12 protein-coding genes and 3 pseudogenes are annotated in these 16,730 nt (G+C 67.4%); 9 read left to right on the plus strand and 6 right to left on the minus strand.

The window, feature by feature from the left end:
- Positions 1–70: 70 nt before the first annotated feature.
- Complete coding sequence (locus ACZ5C2_RS36935; protein WP_468801103.1) at positions 71–1,282, minus strand: Cmx/CmrA family chloramphenicol efflux MFS transporter; 1,212 nt, start codon at positions 1,280–1,282, stop codon at positions 71–73.
- Between the two features lie 374 nt (positions 1,283–1,656).
- Between ACZ5C2_RS36935 and ACZ5C2_RS36940 the strand changes: the two genes are divergently transcribed.
- Together ACZ5C2_RS36940 and ACZ5C2_RS36945 are read left to right on the plus strand one after the other, a co-directional pair.
- Entirely contained in the window at positions 1,657–2,976 is a 1,320-nt protein-coding gene (locus tag ACZ5C2_RS36940) for a cation:proton antiporter (protein WP_468801104.1), read from the plus strand.
- Positions 2,973–3,713 (plus strand): 4'-phosphopantetheinyl transferase family protein, encoded by a 741-nt coding sequence (locus ACZ5C2_RS36945; RefSeq protein ID WP_468801106.1) that lies wholly within the window; start codon positions 2,973–2,975, stop codon positions 3,711–3,713. Before ACZ5C2_RS36940 ends, ACZ5C2_RS36945 begins: the two co-directional genes overlap by 4 nt.
- On the opposite strand, the gene ACZ5C2_RS36950 is transcribed toward ACZ5C2_RS36945, so the two are convergent.
- Positions 3,710–4,684: a ParB/RepB/Spo0J family partition protein gene (locus ACZ5C2_RS36950; protein WP_468801108.1), complete on the minus strand. Its 975-nt coding sequence runs from the start codon at positions 4,682–4,684 to the stop codon at positions 3,710–3,712. The two genes, ACZ5C2_RS36945 and ACZ5C2_RS36950, sit on opposite strands and share 4 nt — an antisense overlap.
- A 576-nt stretch (positions 4,685–5,260) precedes the next feature.
- On the opposite strand from ACZ5C2_RS36950, the gene ACZ5C2_RS36955 reads away from it, so the two are divergent.
- From ACZ5C2_RS36955 to ACZ5C2_RS36975, 5 genes are all read left to right on the plus strand, one after another.
- Entirely contained in the window at positions 5,261–5,758 is a 498-nt protein-coding gene (locus ACZ5C2_RS36955) for a hypothetical protein (protein ID WP_468801109.1), read from the plus strand.
- Between the two features lie 41 nt (positions 5,759–5,799).
- Positions 5,800–6,318 (plus strand): hypothetical protein, encoded by a 519-nt coding sequence (locus ACZ5C2_RS36960; RefSeq protein WP_468801110.1) that lies wholly within the window; start codon positions 5,800–5,802, stop codon positions 6,316–6,318.
- The gene (locus tag ACZ5C2_RS36965; protein ID WP_468801112.1) at positions 6,312–7,523 is read left to right on the plus strand and encodes an MAB_1171c family putative transporter; all 1,212 of its coding nucleotides are present in this window, start codon (positions 6,312–6,314) and stop codon (positions 7,521–7,523) included. The genes ACZ5C2_RS36960 and ACZ5C2_RS36965 overlap by 7 nt, the downstream gene beginning before the upstream one ends.
- 574 nt (positions 7,524–8,097) lie before the next feature.
- The gene (locus ACZ5C2_RS36970) at positions 8,098–8,814 is read left to right on the plus strand and encodes an ISAs1 family transposase (protein WP_468801113.1); all 717 of its coding nucleotides are present in this window, start codon (positions 8,098–8,100) and stop codon (positions 8,812–8,814) included.
- A 9-nt stretch (positions 8,815–8,823) separates the two neighbouring features.
- Positions 8,824–9,141, plus strand: a complete 318-nt coding sequence (locus ACZ5C2_RS36975; RefSeq protein ID WP_468801115.1) for a transposase — start codon at positions 8,824–8,826, stop codon at positions 9,139–9,141.
- 107 nt (positions 9,142–9,248) lie between these two features.
- Here the strand turns inward: ACZ5C2_RS36975 and ACZ5C2_RS36980 are convergent, their stop codons facing one another.
- Positions 9,249–10,205 (minus strand): hypothetical protein, encoded by a 957-nt coding sequence (locus ACZ5C2_RS36980; RefSeq protein ID WP_468801117.1) that lies wholly within the window; start codon positions 10,203–10,205, stop codon positions 9,249–9,251.
- Between the two features lie 1,229 nt (positions 10,206–11,434).
- Between ACZ5C2_RS36980 and ACZ5C2_RS36985 the strand changes: the two are divergent.
- Positions 11,435–11,563: pseudogene (locus tag ACZ5C2_RS36985) on the plus strand (RipA family octameric membrane protein); the annotation flags it as partial.
- 81 nt (positions 11,564–11,644) lie between these two features.
- Here ACZ5C2_RS36985 and ACZ5C2_RS36990 read toward each other — a convergent pair.
- Complete coding sequence (locus tag ACZ5C2_RS36990) at positions 11,645–11,968, minus strand: hypothetical protein (RefSeq protein WP_468801118.1); 324 nt, start codon at positions 11,966–11,968, stop codon at positions 11,645–11,647.
- Positions 11,969–11,981: 13 nt separating this feature from the next.
- A pseudogene (locus tag ACZ5C2_RS36995) lies at positions 11,982–12,975 on the minus strand (transposase).
- Positions 12,976–13,100: 125 nt separating this feature from the next.
- On the opposite strand from ACZ5C2_RS36995, the pseudogene ACZ5C2_RS37000 reads away from it, so the two are divergent.
- Positions 13,101–13,319 (plus strand): annotated as a pseudogene (locus ACZ5C2_RS37000) (RipA family octameric membrane protein); the annotation flags it as partial.
- A gap of 58 nt (positions 13,320–13,377) precedes the next feature.
- Here the strand turns inward: ACZ5C2_RS37000 and ACZ5C2_RS37005 are convergent.
- Positions 13,378–16,512, minus strand: coding sequence for a Tn3 family transposase (locus tag ACZ5C2_RS37005; protein WP_468801119.1), 3,135 nt, complete (start codon positions 16,510–16,512; stop codon positions 13,378–13,380).
- Positions 16,513–16,730 lie beyond the last annotated feature (218 nt).

Consider the following 16,730-nt stretch of genomic DNA (forward strand, 5'->3'; position numbering starts at 1 on the left):
GCGCTCCGCGCATACGGCCGGTGGCCCGTCCCCACGAGGAGGACGGGCCACCGGACACGGGGAGCGGCGGTCAGGAACCGGCCTGCACCGGACGCTCGGCTGGACGGTTCTCCGTGACGCCGGTGTCGCTCTTGCCGCCGGTGATGCCGGTGGCCCGAGCCACGCCCGCCAGGACCAGGGCGGTAGCGACGAGCACGGCGCTCACCAACAGCGGCGAGCGGTAGCCGAAGTCGGCGCCCAGGGCGAGGCCACCCAGGGCGGGTCCGGCAGCAGCGCCGACGTTCATCGCGGCCGTGGCGAAGCCGCCGGCCAGCGTAGGGGCGTCCGATGCCGTGTAGAGGGCCTGCGCGATCAACGTGGAGCCCACGCCGAACGAGAGCGCCCCCTGGACAAAGGCGAGGATCAGCGCCACGACCGGGCTCGCGGCCGTGAGGGCGAAGAGCAACCAACCCGCCAGCAGCGCCGCACCACCGACCACCAGCACCTGGCCGGGACGGCTGTCCGCCAGCCGGCCGCCCACGTTGACCCCGACGAAGGACCCGATGCCGAACAACGCCAGCGTGGCAGGCACCCACCCGGAGCTCAGATCCGTCACATTGGTGATGACAGGCGAGAGGTACGTGAACGAGCAGAATGTCGCTCCGTTGACCAGCGCCCCGAGCACGAGCGTCATGATCACCCGGGGTGTGCGGAACGCCCGCAGCTCGTGGCGGACGCTGGGAGCCGCAGGGTCGACGGGTGTCGCCGGCACGGACCGCATCACCGCGAAGACCGCAGGGGTGCAGACGATCGCGACACCCCAGAAGGTCGAGCGCCAGCCCCAGACCTCGCCCAGTACGGCGCCGAGGGGGACACCCGCGATCAAGGCGAGGGTGACCCCGCTCAGGAGCACCGAGGTCGCCCGGCCCTTGGCCTGGGGTCCTGCCATGCTCGCCGCAGTCGCGAGGCCGACGGCGAGGAAGCCCGCGTTGGCCAGTGCGGCGATCACCCGCGTGATGAAGAGGACCTCGAAGCTGTGGGTGAGGGCGCCCACAACGTGGGCCAGGAGGAAGGTGATGAGGAAGGCGAGCAGCGCCCGGCGGCGCGGCCATCGCAGGCTCAGCATCGCGACCAGCGGTGCGCCGACGATCATGCCGACGGCGAAGGCCGAGGTGAGCGAGCCGACGGCCGGGAGGGACACGCCCAAGTCGGCGGCCATGTCCTCCACCAGCCCGGACAGCATGAACTCCGACGTTCCCTGGGCGAATACGGCCAGCCCGAGAACGTAGATGGCGAATGGCATAAAGAAGCTCCAACTACATCGCAGAAAGGGGAGACGCGACGCATGGACAAAAGGTCATGCGTCGCGTGGGAGACGTCCCGGAGAGAGCTCCGGGCGTGATCCCGCGATGCGGTTGATCCGTGGCGGATGCGCGACGCACTGCTCGGCGACGGGGCCGGAGGAAGCAGGGTCGTCAGAGGCTTACGCGATCAGCCACCGGATCACCGGTGGCCCGCTTCTTTCCGCCTCAGGACTCGACATGCCTCTCAACATAGCAACGCCCGGATCGCTATGTCTAACACATTCGACACCTCCGGCGCCCCGGCCCCTCCGCTGTCCCCTACCGGGTACGGCGCATCGCCGCGTGCCCGTCGACCCGTACAGAAGGAATGTTCATGACGACCCATCAAGTAGCCATGATCATGGTCGGTCTGGCGTTGATCCTCGCGCTCGCGCATGTGCTCGGGCGCCTCGCACGGCGGTGCGGCCAGCCGGCCGTCCTCGGCGAGATCCTCGCCGGCGTCCTGCTCGGTCCGACGCTGTTCCACGGCGCCCTCGCGGACGCGGTTTTCCCTCCGGACGTCCGGCCGATGCTCAGCACGCTCGGCAACCTCGGCGTCGCGCTGTTTATGTTCCTTGTCGGACTTGAGCTCGACCACAGGCTGCTGCGTGGGAACAAGCGTGCTGCGGTCGGGGTGTCCGTAGGGTCGATCGTCTGCTCGTTCGGACTTGGCGTGCTGCTTGCGGTGTGGCTTTGGAACGACCACGCGGTCGGCAACCGCCTCGGCTTCGTGCTGTTCATCGGCGCGGCCATGTCCATCACGGCCTTCCCGGTCCTAGCCCGCATCCTCACCGACCGGGGCATCCAGTACACCAGGGTCGGTGCGCTGGCGATGGCGAGCGCGGCCGTCGGGGACGCTGTCGCCTGGCTGTTACTTGCGGCCGTCCTCACCTTCACGGGGAGCCAGAGCTCCTGGCAGGTGCTGCTGGTTCTGCCGTACGCCGTGGTCATGCTTGCGGTGGTACGGCCGCTTCTCGGCAGGTTCCTGGCCACCCGGGAGCCGAGCGAGCCGGGTGTCGGCGAGCGCGAGCCGGGTGCCGCGCCGCTCGGAGCGCTGACGGTGCTGCTACTTATCTCCGGTGCGCTGAGCGAGTGGTTCGGGCTGCACTTCATCTTCGGCGCGTTCCTCGCCGGCGCGATCGTGCCACGCCACGGCACGGAGCGGCTGCGCGCGGCGGTCACCGACCGCTTCGAGACGATCACCTGGATGCTGCTGCCCGCGTACTTCACGGTGGCCGGGCTGAAGGTTGACCTGAGCACGGTGGACGGGGACGGACTCGGCGGGCTGGGCCTGATCCTCCTCGTGGCGATTGGCGGCAAGTTCGGTGGCGCCTACCTCGGAGCGCGGGCCGCAGGCCGGTCCGGGAGGTCGGCGACGACGCTGGGCATCCTCATGAACACCCGTGGTCTCACCGAACTCGTCATCCTCGGCGTGGGACTGCAACTGGGGCTGCTCGACACGGATCTGTACTCACTCATGGTGGTGATGGCCCTCGTCACGACCGCCATGACCGCACCCCTGCTGCGCTGGGCCTACCCGCGTCAGATGGTCGACGCGGATCTGCGGGAACTGGCTGCGGAGTGGGAGACGGCAGCACGGCTCGCCGAGCCCGCCCGTCCAGTGGGCGGGAAGCCGTCGGAGGCGAAGCGATGATGCCCACGCTCCTGACTGGGCTGGTGCCGGAAACGGCCCTGACCGCCGAGGAGTTCGGCGACGTCCCGGACGCCTGGATCTTCCCGGAGGAGGCGGCCGTGCTGAGCCGAGCGATGGACCGCCGGCGCCGGGAGTTCGCCACTGTGCGGCACTGCGCGCGGGTGGCCCTGACCTCCCTCGGGCGACCGGCTGGACCGATGGTCCCAGGGGAAAGGGGTGCGCCGACCTGGCCGGAGGGTGTGGTGGGTTCGATGACCCACTGCGACGGCTACCGCGCCGCCGCAGTGTCGCGGAGGATCGACGTCGCTGCCCTGGGCATCGACGCCGAACCCCACGCGCCGCTGCCGACGGGCCTGCTCCGTCGGATCGCGTCACCGTCCGAGCGGGGCCACCTGACGGCACTGCACCGCACCCGTCCGGCGCTCCACTGGGACCGGCTGTTCTTCAGCGCGAAGGAGTCCGTGTACAAGGCGTGGTACCCCCTGACCGGGACGTGGCTTGACTTCCGCGAGGCGGAGCTGGCCATCGATCCGCACCGGCAGACCTTCCGCGCCCGTCTCCTGCGGACCGGACACGACAAAGAGGGACGCCCGCTCCACACCCTTCATGGGCGGTGGCGGGTCGCCCGCCGACTCGTCGTCACCGCCGTCGCCCACAGAGTCACGGCCTCCGCCCAACAAGGCACGACCTACACCCGGGGGGAGCTCGGCTCCACCACCGTGTACGGACGGCGCTAACCAGTCAGGGAGTCCTCAGCGCAACGCAGCTCCTGAGCCATTCCCTTGAGGTCGTCGGCGCAGGCGGACAGGATGTCGGCTACCGCGATCCGTCCATGCAGGGGGATGGAGGGGGCGAGGCGCTTCCATTCCTCGGCCGTCCGCAGCTGCGTGTGCAGTCGGCGCAGGACAAGCCGTCCGCTCTCACTGAACCGCAGCGAGGGATCGTTGCGGAGTCCGTCGAAGAGGGTGATGCGGCGAGCGCGATCGGGCGCGGCTCCACGACTCGTACGATCCTCGTCCGGTGCGGGCGACGTGGTGGCGGTGGGACTGTCGGACCGTCGACTGTCCGGAACCGCCGGCCGCCCCTGGGCCAGCCGGTAGCGCACGTCACGGGCGGTCCCCACGGAGATCCCGGCCCGCCTGGCGATCTCCCGCAGCGAGGCTGCCGGGTTCTGTCTGATCACCTCGGCGGCCACCCGGCGTCCCTCTGCCGTGGTGGACGGACGGACCCGGCCGTCACGACCGACACGCGCGTCCGGTCGCGCGTCCGGGTCAGCGATGTCCCGGCGCAGCGCGCCCACGCCGGTGGCGTTCCAGCCGGTCTTCTCGGCGATACTGCGGTCGGACCAGTGGGGGTGCGTGCGTAATATCCGTAACGCGGCCTGCTTCCGCTCGTCGCTCGAGAGCGGAAGTCCGTGCCGCGTGTTGGACTCCACGGCGAGTAGGAAGGCCGCGTGCTCATCCCCCTCGAACCAGTGCGCGCCGATGGTGTGCTGGTTGCGCAGCTCCGTGGCCCTCACCCGGTGCATGCCGTCGACGACGCGTAGGGTCGCCCGGTGCACCAGGATCGGCGGAAACTCCGCTTCGCTCTCCGCGAGTGCCCGCACGTGTGCCTGATCGAGCGCGAAGCGTGGCGAGTCTGCTGGCAGCAGGGTGCGTATGTCGATGTCGAAGGTCGACGCCTGTCGTTGATCCGATACTGCGGACATCAATGCCTCCAGGAATGCACGTCATCCATGACAGGAACGGTGGGACGCCTCCGCTGCCGCGGGCATGACAGAGCGGCGCGCGATCGCACAGCGGTGGCGCGAGGAGAGGAATCACCTCACCGGGGGGTGCAAGGATCACGAGTGGGGGTGGGGGGTAGCGGAAGCAGGGCCGGGGAAGCGGCTGCAGGCTAGTGCGCGATGCAGGGGTGCGGAGCGGTACGGGGTACGGACTTGTCAACTGCCGTGGCGCCGAAGGCCGGTTCTCGTCATGACCGTGACGTCCGGTGGGGAAGCCGACCTCAGACGGCCGGCGCTCGACCGGTTCACCCACCGGTCCTGCGTGTCACGCTGCACCATGCGATCGCGATCCTTTCGAGGGATGGGCGACGCCTCGTTGGGCGCTGACCGTAGCCAACATGTGACGCTAAGCCAGCGAATGATGAGGCGTCAACGTGTCCGCTGAAGCGGACAGACCTGTCCGCCCCCGCACCTGTCCGGGATCACTCTTGTCCGCTCCCGCGAACAGGGATACACATGGCCTGTGTCCTCGGAGTGTCTTCGGGAGGGAGGGGTCGCATGGGTGGGGAACCGGCGCACCAGGACGAAGTGCGCCCACTGCTACGGAAGTTCGATCAGCGGCTCACCGAACTGATCCACGCCGTCTACCCCGATGAACAGCAGCGGCCGGGATACGCCCGCCTCGCCAGAGAAATCAGCGCCGCGACCGGTGGCTCCATCTCGGGGACGTACCTGTGGGAACTCGCTACGGGCAAGAAGCGCAACATCACCCTCGAACAACTCGACGTCCTCGCTCAGTTCTTCGGGGTACCTCCCGAGTACTTCCTCAACGAGGAGGTGTCGCAGCGAGTGAAAGCCCAGCTGGCGCTCGCCACCGCCCTGAGGGATGCCAAGGTACGCAATCTGGCGATGCGGGCCTCAGGGCTCTCGCCCGCGAGCCTCGACTCCCTGCTGACCATCGTGAACGAGACGCGGAAGGTGCAGAACCTCCCCGAGGCTGGTCACCAGGGGTCGGGCACGGACGCCGGAGCCGACGGAGAGACGACGGCCACGTGACGGAGGACGCTTCCAAGCCCTACGCCGAGGAGCCGTAGTTGATGCGATCCCTCACCCTGCATCGGCGGTGCCGGAATCTCGCCGAACAGATCCAGCTCCCCCAGCCGTTCTCCATCGCGAGCTTCCGCGACCACGTCGCGGCGCACCGTGGACGACCGCTGCATCTCCACGCGTTACCGCTCGAAGCCGCGACGGCTGGCGCCTGCGGCCTCTGGCTCGCGACGACCGCGGACGACCATATCTTCTACGAGCAGCACACCTCCACGCTCCATCAGGAACACATCGTGCTGCACGAGTTCGGCCACATGCTTTTCGACCACCATCCGATGACGAAGGCAGCGGACGACGGTGACGCCTTGCGCGCGGTCCTGCCGGATCTCGATCCGCGCATGATAGGACGCCTGCTCGGGCGTACCAACTACTCCACCCGCCAGGAGCGCGAAGCCGAGCTGCTCGCGAGCCTCCTGCGCACCGGGGCGGATCAGCCGCCGCGACGCGAACGACACGACCCGCTCGCCAGTCTGAGTGCGGCCCTCGGGGTCGAGGACCCCGGGTGCTGACCGCGTTCGGCGAGTGGCTCACGTACCCCAGCTGCCTCTGCCTCTGCCTCGCCGTACTCCTTCGCGCGGCGCCGTCTCTGCGCGCCGCTGACCAGCGCGGGCTGTGGCTGGCTGTGACCACGGCGGGAGTGGCGACGGCGCTGGACCTCCCCGCCATCACCAGGATCGCCACGGACCTCGTCGGCACCGGCCACGCTGTCGACCTGGTGAAGAACCTGACCGGAGTGGTCTCGGCGGGCGCTGTCCTGTTTTTCGTCTCCACGCCCATTAGGAGTCGCCGACTCCGCGTCGGCCTCTGCGGTGCTATTGGCACAATCCTGGTCGTCCTGACGATTCTCGACCTCTCCGCCCCGGCACATCCCTCCCACTCGGTGATCGCCGCCGCAGGCCCATCGCCGTCCTTCGCCTACTGGCTGACACTCATCTCCACCCATGTGGTGGCGAACTCCGTGTGCGTGATCGTCTGCTGCTGGTACAGCCTGCGCACGGACAACCGCCCCCTCGCCACCGCTCTCTGGCTGTTCGCTTCAGGCACCGCGCTCGCCGAGCTCTTCTGGATCGGTCGGCTGCTCCGCCTCGTGCTGGACGTGTCATGGGCTCTGCCGTACCTCCCGCTCCTGATCAACCTGCACGCCCTCTTGCGCGCGACAGCCATCCTCGTACCCACCGCCGTCACGCTCGCCGGCGCCCTGGCCGACGCCCGCACCGTGTGGCGTCTCTGGCCCCTCTGGCACGACCTGGTGGATGCCGTCCCCCATGTCGTCCTGACCAAGCGCCGCACGAGACTCCTCGAACTCCTCTGGCCTCCGATACCGCGCAGACTGCTCTCCTACCGCAAGCTCATAGAGATCCGGGACGCCATGCTGGAACTCGATCATTACGTTCCGCCCGGGCTCCCCCTGCTCGCCCGCGACCACGTCCGACCCCTGGACCTCACCCCTGTCCAGGCCGACGCGGCGGTCCTGGCGTGTGTGATGAAGGAGGCCCGCAGGGCGAAGCTCGCGGGCGGCCCCCGGTGCGAGCCCCCTGCAGAATCGTTTGATCAATGGAAGTCGCCGCTGCTCCTCGCCCGCCAGGAGCACGCGACAACCCTCACGGCCGAGAAGACCCACCTGATCGAACTGGCCGGGGCCTACACATCGGCATCCGCCCGCTCGTTCGTCATCCCTCCACACAGGCGCGCGCCGCAGCACCGGGACGGCTGAAGGACCTGGCGATCGACGCCGTGGCAGTGGCCGCCCACCTGCCCACACGCACGAGCAGTCGCTGCCATCGCCCTGGCCTGGGTCGCGATCGGTGTGGGACCGGCCGCCGCTGCGGAGTAGCACACGCCGACTGCGGCGATCCTCGCACCGGAATGGCCAACCTTCCTGGCCAGCGACCCGCGCACCACGGGGACGTGCTGGAGCCCGACTACCCACTCAGCGGTAAACTCGTGATCTTCGGTAAGGACTACTGGTCGGGACCGCAGGGGCATTGCGTAGTCGAGCTTGGTCCGGTTCGCCGGGTTTATGTGACATGGCGTCATGTTCGTTGTGCGGTACGGGTACCCGGACAGCAGAACAGGCACGGTGCCGGTGATCATGTGGTTGTCGAGACCCATGAGAACCGAGCGAGACCGTGCCTGCCCGAACATCATCGCCCATTCCCGCCGCGCTGGGACACCGGGGCTCCCAGACCGTAGCCCTTGCCCCAGACGACATCGTTGACCTGCGCCGATTCCTGATCCATGTCGCTGATCCCCGCGACGCGCGAGGACGGAGATACCCGGCCCTCGCGATGTTGTGCGCGGCCGTCGCGGCGGTGCTGACCGGGGCCAGGTCGCTCATCGCGATCAGTGAATGGGTCACGGACGCACCGCAGGACGTACTGGATGTCCTCGGATTCGGCCTCGACCCGCTCACCGGCCTGCGGCCGGTGCCGCACGCCGCCACCGTGCGGCGCCTGCTCCATCGCGTCGACGGTGACGCACTGGACGCAGCGATCAGCGCATACCTGCAGGCCAGAACTGCACCCGTGCCCTCGCCAGAGGGGAGCCGGCCGGCGCGACGGGTCATCGCGGTCGACGGCAAGGCGGTCCGCGGCTCACGCACCCGGGCGGCCGCGGCGATCCAGCTGCTGGCCGCGATGGAACACCACGGGGTGGTCCTGGCCCAGCGGCAGGTCGCTTCGAAGAGCAACGAGATCCCCTCGTTCCGGCCGCTGCTGGAGCCGCTCGACCTGCAGGACGCCGTGCTGACCACCGATGCCCTGCACACCCAGCACGGCCACGGGACCTACCTGACCGGTCGCGGCGCGCACTACGTGGCCGTCGTCAAGAAGAACCATCCGGGCCTGTATGCCCAGGTCATCAAGCTTCCCTGGAAGGACATCCCGCTCGGGCACCGCACCCGCGACCATGCCCATCACCGCGATGAGATCCGCCGACTCAAGGTCGCCGCGTTCGCCCACCTCGACTACCCCGGCGCCCGCCAGGCCATCCAAGTCGTGCGCTGACGACGCGAGATGAGCACCGGAAAGCTGACCATCGAGCGCGTCTACCTGATCACCAGCTTGAGCGTCTTCGACGCCACCTGCACAGAACTCGCCACCTGGATCAGAGGCCACTGGGGCATCGAAAACCTCCTGCACCATGTCCGTGACCGCACCTTCCGCGAGGACGACTCCAAGGTCCGCACCGGCACCCTGCCCCGCGCCATGGCCTCCCTGCGCAACCTCGCCATCAGCGTCTTCCGCCAGGACGGCCAGACCAACATCGCAGCCGCCGTCCGCCACGCAGGCCGCGACTACCACCGGCCCCTACGAGCCCTCGGCCTCACCTGACGAACCCGGACAGATCTCGATCATGCAATGCCCCTGGGTGGGGGATCCTCTTACGGACATCTCGAACGGACCGAGGCCGGAAGCGACCCGCTAGACCCAAGGCGGCATCAGCCGCAGTGCCAATCGGTTTCTTCCTCATATGCGACCAGTTGTTCGAAGGCTGGGCGCAGCCCGCGGATGTGACTGGTGCACAGGTTCTCCCAGGGGAAACTGTCCACGTCGCCGACGGTTTCCCAGGGGACACTGGTACCGGGCGTACGGGTGAAGGTGGGCCCCCAGTCCGCGGAGAAGTGGATGACACCGATCACTGGACCGGTGAACTGTCCGATGGACGCGCAGTCAGGAAGGGAGGGCGGGGTGTTGCTCTTCCATGTGTGGTTCCTTCTGGGTTCTGGAAGAGCTCGTAGAGCCGTTGCATTCTTCTTGCGGATCGTCTCGTACTCTCCCTCGCGCATCATCCCCGGCACAAACAGCAGCAGGCGCTGAGGCGGGAGAATACGCATGGCTTCGGACAACTCCCACATCGTTCCGGCGTTTGAACCTAGTGTGAGAGTGACCAGGCGGGCCCGTGCCATGAGTTCTCGCACAGGTTGACGCCAGGACGTTTTCGGCAGATACATGCGTGCTGCTCCCGCAAAGGGAAGAACTTCGTCGGGTGCACCGGCGCCGACCAGCGGTCCGACGGGGCACAGCGCGTCCGCGATATGTTCCTCCTCATCGCGGCTGGATGTGACCAGGCCGATGAAGCCACCCGGAAAAATGGGCGGCGTACCGTGAGGTGCTTCGTAGCTTTTTAATGCGGTGCGCGCTTTGTCGTCCTCGAATGATCTCAGGTACAGAACATAGGAGCCGGGGCGTAGAACATTCGGTGACGCAATAGGTAGTTTGAGATGCCTGCGGCCTTTCAGGAATAGCTTCCGACTCTGATTGAACGCGGACACGCCCGCCACCGCCAGTATGAAGAAGAAGCCGCTGGTCCACGAAACGGGAAGAATGTGGCGAAGTCCCCAGAATGACAGTCCGAGGGCTCCGAGGCAGCATGGCCAACCGGCCAGCCACATCACGCCCCCCCCAGAACGGGGACTGACCGGGAAGGACGGCGTAACGAGGGCCCTGCTGTGTGGCGTCCTTGGTCCCCAAGGTCCGTGCCCGGGCGCGCGTTCCGCTCTCGCCGGCGTGGTGGCGGCTCTGCGGGACCGACTGGCCGGAGTCGGCGTGCGGATTTACGGCTAGACCCGCGACAAGTTGTGATAGCTCCGGAGGTGTGGCGCGAGGGTAGGGGAAATCCCAAGAGCCACGCCAGTACAGTTTTTTACCGTACGGAAGGGCCCATAAGATGCCTGCCGTCGAGAGCGAGAGCACCAGGCCAACCAACCACAACTGCTGGCCGCCGCTAATTTTTCCAAGATAATTGGACTGAAGGATGCGGATAGCCAGACCGGAAAGCAGAACGGGCACGACCGTCCGCAGCAGCACACCGGCCAACTGGAGGCGGGTCTTGTAGAGCGCCAGGAACGCCAGCAGTATGTTTCCTATCAAAAGACCATATAGATAACTGTGGGCAGTGCCAACAGCGACGAAGAATAAGAATGTTACGGGAAAACGCAGACTACGGCCCGGTCGGAAGGGGGTGTTGGGCGGCGTATGGAAGAGGGTCCTGGGCGGCGCGGGGATCTGTATGAGCCATGCCGTCAAGATACCAAGGACATAGCCAGGTGCGGGGATCAAATCGGTGAGCTTGAGTCCCCCCGCACTAGCTAGAATGCTGCAATAACTGACGCCCAATGTTCCCCCCCCCGTGGCGGATCTGCCGCTGTGGCGGAGTTTGCTTGTGCGCAGCCCTCCACTGACGGCGTACTTGTTGTCCTACCCAACTCATCTTGCGTTGACTGACACTTGGGCAGGCATCCATGACGATGCCATCTCACTGCCCTGCGGTTCCAGACATGGCGCGGAGTGAGGCTCCTGAGAAGTTCTTTCCAGCCGGAGGAGTCTTCGCGTGCGTACGCCCATGGCTACGCTCACGCACCAGAGGCAATGGAGGAGTACCGCGGTGAGGGGTGAGGTGTCCGCTCGTCAACGGGAACACGGAGCAGCCGAGATCGGTCACGCCTGCTGACCTTGGGACGCGATACGCCCCCTGGGGGTGCCGGCGTGAGGACTGCCCCGGCATGATGCCCGCATGAATGACATCCGGGATTCGCTTTGGAACGCCACCGTCAACCAGTCCGACTACGGGGACACTGCGGGCTACCAAAGCGCGGTGTTCGAGCAGTACAAGCTCTGCGTCGAGATGGCCGACCGGGTGAGCGCCCGACGGAACCTTTCGAACACATTCTTCCTCACCCTTAACAGCGCCATCGTCACCGTCCTGACCGCCACGCTGCATGACGGTGCCAGCCGAGTGTCCGCCTGGCTGTTGCTGCCCGGACTCGTGATCATCATCTCAATGTGCGCCGCCTGGTACGTGAGCAATTGTCAAAAGCTGTGGATCAGTAGCTGTTCACGCAGTCTCGTGGTTCAGGTGGATGAGCCCTTCGAGGGAGCCCAGGCGGGCGTGCAGGGCGGGGTCCGGGGTCGGGGTGGTGGTGAGCAACAGCGCCTGGGCCGACGGGTGTTCCGGAGCGTAGAGGTCGTCTTCGCCGTCGTCGCCGGGGATGGGGTTGGGCTGGATCTCGATCCGTCCGTTGGGGCTGCTGGCGAGATGGTAGAGGCCCCGGTAGTCGCTGTCGCGCTCGGTGAAGACCAGCCCGAGGCGGTCGCTGACGAGCCGGGCCAGTTCGTCGGCGGTGTGGGTGCTGGTGCCGTAGGTGTGGTGGTCGGTCATGGTGCACCAGACCCTATGCCGCGACGTTGGCGGGGCGCTCGACCAGTTGTCCGCGTTCGAAGCGGGCCCCGGCACGGACGAGGGCGACGAGGTGGGGTGCGTTCACGGCCCGCCACCGCTGCTGAGCGGACTCGACGAGCTTGAAGACCATGGCCAGGGCGGCGGTGCGGGAGCCGGCCCCGCGAGTGACCTTGGTGCGCAGGCGGACGGTGGCGAAGGTGGACTCGATCGGGTTGGTCGTCCGCAGATGGATCCAGTGCTCGGCGGGGAAGTCGTAGAACGCCAGCAGCTCGGCCTCGTCGTCGGTGATCTTTTTGACGGCCTTGGGGAACTTCGTTCCATAGAGCTGGGCGAACGTCTTGATCGCTTTGACTGCGAGGTCGCGGTCCTCGGCGTTGTAGATGTCCTGCAGTGCCTTGCGGGCGCCGGGCTGGGCCGACTTCGGCAGAGCGTTGAGCACGTTGGCCGTTTTGTGAACCCAGCTCGTGCCCGCGCTGGAACAGTTCCTGGGGAGCTCGGCCGGGCTGTCCCCTGCCACGGTCACCCGGCTGACGACGCAGTGGCAGGCCGACCACGCCGCCTTCATGGACCGCGACCTCGCCGAGGTCGACTACGTGTATGAAGTCGCCCGAGGACAGGCCGTGCAAGTAGAGCAGCGGAAGAACCTCGCTGATCTTCGGGCTCTTGCGGCACCAGGGCGGCAGGATCGCGGAGGAGAACCGCTTGCGCTCGCCCGTTGCCCCGTCGACACGCTTGTCGTTCACCCGCGGCGCCTTCACCTCGACCGCGCCGGCCGCGGTGCTGACCTTCCGGGGCTGGTGATAGCCGTTTCGGACCACCAAACGATGGTCGCGCTCATCACGCTGATCAGCCAACTCGGCTATGTAGGCGTTGACTTCGGCCTCCAGCGCTGCGGCCAGCATCCTCCTTGCGCCCTCGCGGACGATCTCGTCGATCAGGGAGGAGCCGTTGGCCGCGCTGCCGTCGTCGTTCACTACGCTGAGCACGGACGTGCCTTCCCGGCCGGTGCTGCGAACACCGGTCTTGCTCGGTGACCAATCGATCAATCACACGGGAAGGTACGTCCTTCCCGAGCTGATCCACAGGTTCTGAGCATTGCTCCTGGTACGTCCTCGTCCGCTCGTACCGCCAGCTCAACGGGGCGAAGTACGCCGTCATCGGCGCCCTCGAGGAACGGCTTCCCGCCTACGTCTACTCCCGCGCGGAGTGGAAGGCGCTCGGAGAAGGCCGCGACTGGCGCCTCTACCTTCCCTTGACCCACGTCGAGCAGTGGGTGCCTCTTATCTTCGCCGTTGCCTACCTTCTGGGCTTCTTCGCGATCGTGTTGTAATTCGGGTCGTCCCGAGGCTGAAGCCCGGAGACCAGCGCGGGCGGGGAGAGTGACGGGCTCATTTCTCCCCGCCGTCGTCGTCATCGTCGAGCTCGATCGCGCCCGGGTCGCGCAGGGGCCGCAGCCCGTCACGCGGGGTGGACGGGGTGAAGCTGTAGCGGCCCAGGCAGTTGAGGTTCTTGTGCTTAAGCGGGGAGAGCCGGGCGACGTCCTCGTCCTTGATCTCGTGGCCCTCGGCACGGAGCTGGGCCACTGCGGCGTCGATGTAGCGTGTTGTCCACAGCACCACGGCATTCAAAACCAGCCCCAGCGAACCCAGTTGATCCTCCATTCCGTCGCGGTACGCCTGGTGGATGGTGCCCTTCTTGCCGTGGCAGATGTCCCGGGCCAGCTTGTGGCGGGACTCCTGGACGGTGAGCTGCTTGTGCATCTGGCGGCGGTAGGTGTCGTCGACCGGATCGACGACGGCGAGCAGGTGCAGGGTCTTGGCGATGCGCCCGTACTCGGCGAACGCCTGCCCCAGCGGGGTGGGGTGGCCCTCGCGGCCGAACATCCGCAGCAGGTCATAGGCGCGGACCTGGTTGGTGACCAGGGAGCCGGCCACCCGCAGCATGTCCGGCCAGTGCGTGATCACCTTCTTCACGTTCACCTTGTTCCGCGCGATCGCCTCCAGCGGCCCGTACCCGCCGGCCGTCTCGGCGCCGGGCATCTGGGCCTTCCAGAACCGCTGGTCTTCGAGGTCCTTGAAGCGCGGGGAGAAGCGGTAGCCGAGCAGCTTGAAGATGCCGAAGACCATGTCGGAGTAGGAGGCGTTGTCGGTGGCGACCATCTCCGGCTTCACCCCACCGTCCAGGTTCAGCAGGGCGTCCAGGATGAACAGGGAGTCGCGCGGGGTGCCGGGCACCACCATCTGCCCGATGCCGATGACCTGGTCGTTGATGGCGTTCAGCCACGTGATGCCGGTCTTCTTCGCGAAGTACTTGGGTGAGGGTGCAGCGTTGATGGTGCGGACGGGGACGACGAAGCGTAGGCCGTCGACGGAGGCCAGCAGTCCCTTGCCCCAGTGCTCGACGATCGGCACCTGGGCCTGGGCGGCGATCAGCGCGGCGTTCGCCGCGGCGATGGTGTCGCTACGCAGGTAGTACTGGTCGACGTGGACCAGCCGGGAGCGGGTGAGTGCCTCGTGGTTCGGGTTGATGACCGGGGTCATGCCGATGTTGCACGCCTCCGAGACCAGCAGGGCGACGACCGAGGTGGTCAGGTCCTTCATACGGGTGCGGCCGTCGCCCAGGTGCACGAAGGCGTTCAGGAATCCGGTCCAGGCGTGCACCTCGAACAGCAGGTCCGGCAGGTCGATCTTCGGGAGCATCTTCTCGACGCGCTCGCGCAGCCATTTCAGCGACTTCGGTTCACCGAGCGCGTGGAGCTTCTCCACGTTCAGCTTCGCGCGCCCGTTCGGCTGGACCTCGATGCTGATCTTCGCGTCGGCTCCGGCCTCCTCCAGCCGCTCGGCCATCTGCTTCCACGTAGCGTCCAACACAGCGACCAGTTCCCGAAGGTGCTGTTCGGCGTCGTCGTCCAGGCTCAGGCCCGCCAGGACGTCCTCGCGTACCGCCTCCCAGCCCTTGCCCTGAAGCAGCCGGGCGCGCGGGTCGGACCAGCGGTGCGAAGGGGAGGCGAAGATGTCGCGGCGCTTCAGAGCGCGGAAGAGCTGTTCCAGCACGCACACCACGTACGCATCCCGGTCCACGGCCCCCTGGGGCAGCTCCGCGTTCGCGTACACCGCCTTGCGCCAGTGCGCCGGCACCAGCTTGTCGTCGACCTCGCGCGGCAGCAGCGGCTTCTCGCCCACCTTCCGCCGTGACAGGGCCGGGAGCCGCTGTACCCCGGTGAGGATCCGTCTGCCGCCGGGCGCCGCGTCCAGCGCCTTCGACTCGCCCAGCAGCGACAGGAAGGGCTTGACGGTGTTGTAGCGCAGCGCCAGCGCCCCGCGCAGCGCGGTCTCGGCCGTGTCGTCGTCCTCCGGCACCAGGCTCACCACCGTGGCGGCCGCGCTGGAGAGCGCGGCCCGGGGCGCGACCTCTTCCAGGGCCCGCCACAGCGCGGCCACGTCCACATCGCAGCCGGTCTGCTCGATGAGCTCCAGTTCCTCGATGACCACCTTCGAGACCCGGGCGGTGATCCGTGCCGCCTTCTCCAGCTGCGGAAGGGTCGACAGACGCTGCTTGTCCGTGGACCGCTTCGCTGTGCTGATCAGCCGCGTGGCCATCAGGATCTCGAACAGGTCCAGCGCGTCGTCGATCGCCTTCGCCTCCAGGTGGCGCATCACCGCGGTGAGCATCGCGGTGCGCTTGGGCTCCGGGGTCCGCTCCAGCTTCGGCGCCTTGGTGCCCAGCCCGTACCGGGCCAGCGCGGACAGCCGGTTCGGCGGAATCTGCTCCAGCTTGAGGCGGCCCAGATGGAAGCCGGCGATGTCCTCGACCCGCTGCAACGCGGCCTTCATCGCGGTGCCCGTGGTCCGCGTCGGCGGCCGGCGCATCCGCTCCAGCTCCGAGTACCGCTTGCCCTCCGGCGTCTTCAGCGTGGCAACCATGTCGCCGGGCAGAGCCGGGTCCGCCCGCCGGGCTGCCCTGGCGACCGTGGCGTGCAGCCGCTTGTCCGCGATGGTGCGGACCTCGGCGACCTGCCGGGCCAGCACACTTACCCCTGGCAGGAGCACCCGGTTGCGGCGCAGCCAGCCCACCGCGTGATCGAACAGGGCCTTCGGCCCCTCCGCGTGTGCCGTCCACGCTCGGCCGTGCAGGAAGGCCCGGAACTTCCGGCCCTGGTCATGGTCCTCGTGCTGGTGGTAGCCGTACGCGTCGCGTATCTCCCACGCGTGCTCGTACGGCGTCGGCCTGCGCTCGGTATACCGCTTGATCTGGGAGACATCCTCGATCCCCAGTTGCTCGGCCAGATGCTCGACGACCGGCCACGGCACCGCGAGGGGGTCCTCCAGGAACAGCCCGATGTACCTCACCGTGCACATCTGGAGAGCGAAACCGAGACGGTTGTGGTCACCGCGCCGCTTCGCGATCAGCTTCAGGTCCTCGTCATCGAGGAAGAAGAACCGCTCCAGCTCGAGCCTCGTCGGTTCCTCGGCGAACTTCCCATACGCCTCAGCCTGCTCATCAGTCAGAAATTCCACCGGCATGCGGCGGACCGTAGCCATCGCCCACCAGTGATCGGGGGCCTTCCGCCGAACCCCCGCACGGCACCGATCACCTGTGCTAGAAGCCCAAGATCAAGTGCTTAGCGTTACTGGCTGTCCCGTTGGTCCTACCGACGCCAATTGCATCGGATGCGAATACGCGGCACCTGGCCTGGAGGCGGGCCCGGGACCGCGCGGAAACGACCCCATCAGGGACGTTG

Source organism: Streptomyces sp. NPDC031365, from assembly GCF_055569765.1.

Coding starts and splice junctions, on each gene's coding strand:
- ACZ5C2_RS36935 (WP_468801103.1), bottom strand. CDS start 1,282: ATGCCATTCGCCATCTACGTTCTCGGGCTGGCCGTATTCGCCCAGGGA.
- ACZ5C2_RS36940 (WP_468801104.1), top strand. CDS start 1,657: ATGACGACCCATCAAGTAGCCATGATCATGGTCGGTCTGGCGTTGATC.
- ACZ5C2_RS36945 (WP_468801106.1), top strand. CDS start 2,973: ATGATGCCCACGCTCCTGACTGGGCTGGTGCCGGAAACGGCCCTGACC.
- ACZ5C2_RS36950 (WP_468801108.1), bottom strand. CDS start 4,684: ATGTCCGCAGTATCGGATCAACGACAGGCGTCGACCTTCGACATCGAC.
- ACZ5C2_RS36955 (WP_468801109.1), top strand. CDS start 5,261: ATGGGTGGGGAACCGGCGCACCAGGACGAAGTGCGCCCACTGCTACGG.
- ACZ5C2_RS36960 (WP_468801110.1), top strand. CDS start 5,800: ATGCGATCCCTCACCCTGCATCGGCGGTGCCGGAATCTCGCCGAACAG.
- ACZ5C2_RS36970 (WP_468801113.1), top strand. CDS start 8,098: ATGTTGTGCGCGGCCGTCGCGGCGGTGCTGACCGGGGCCAGGTCGCTC.
- ACZ5C2_RS36975 (WP_468801115.1), top strand. CDS start 8,824: ATGAGCACCGGAAAGCTGACCATCGAGCGCGTCTACCTGATCACCAGC.
- ACZ5C2_RS36990 (WP_468801118.1), bottom strand. CDS start 11,968: ATGACCGACCACCACACCTACGGCACCAGCACCCACACCGCCGACGAA.
- ACZ5C2_RS37005 (WP_468801119.1), bottom strand. CDS start 16,512: ATGCCGGTGGAATTTCTGACTGATGAGCAGGCTGAGGCGTATGGGAAG.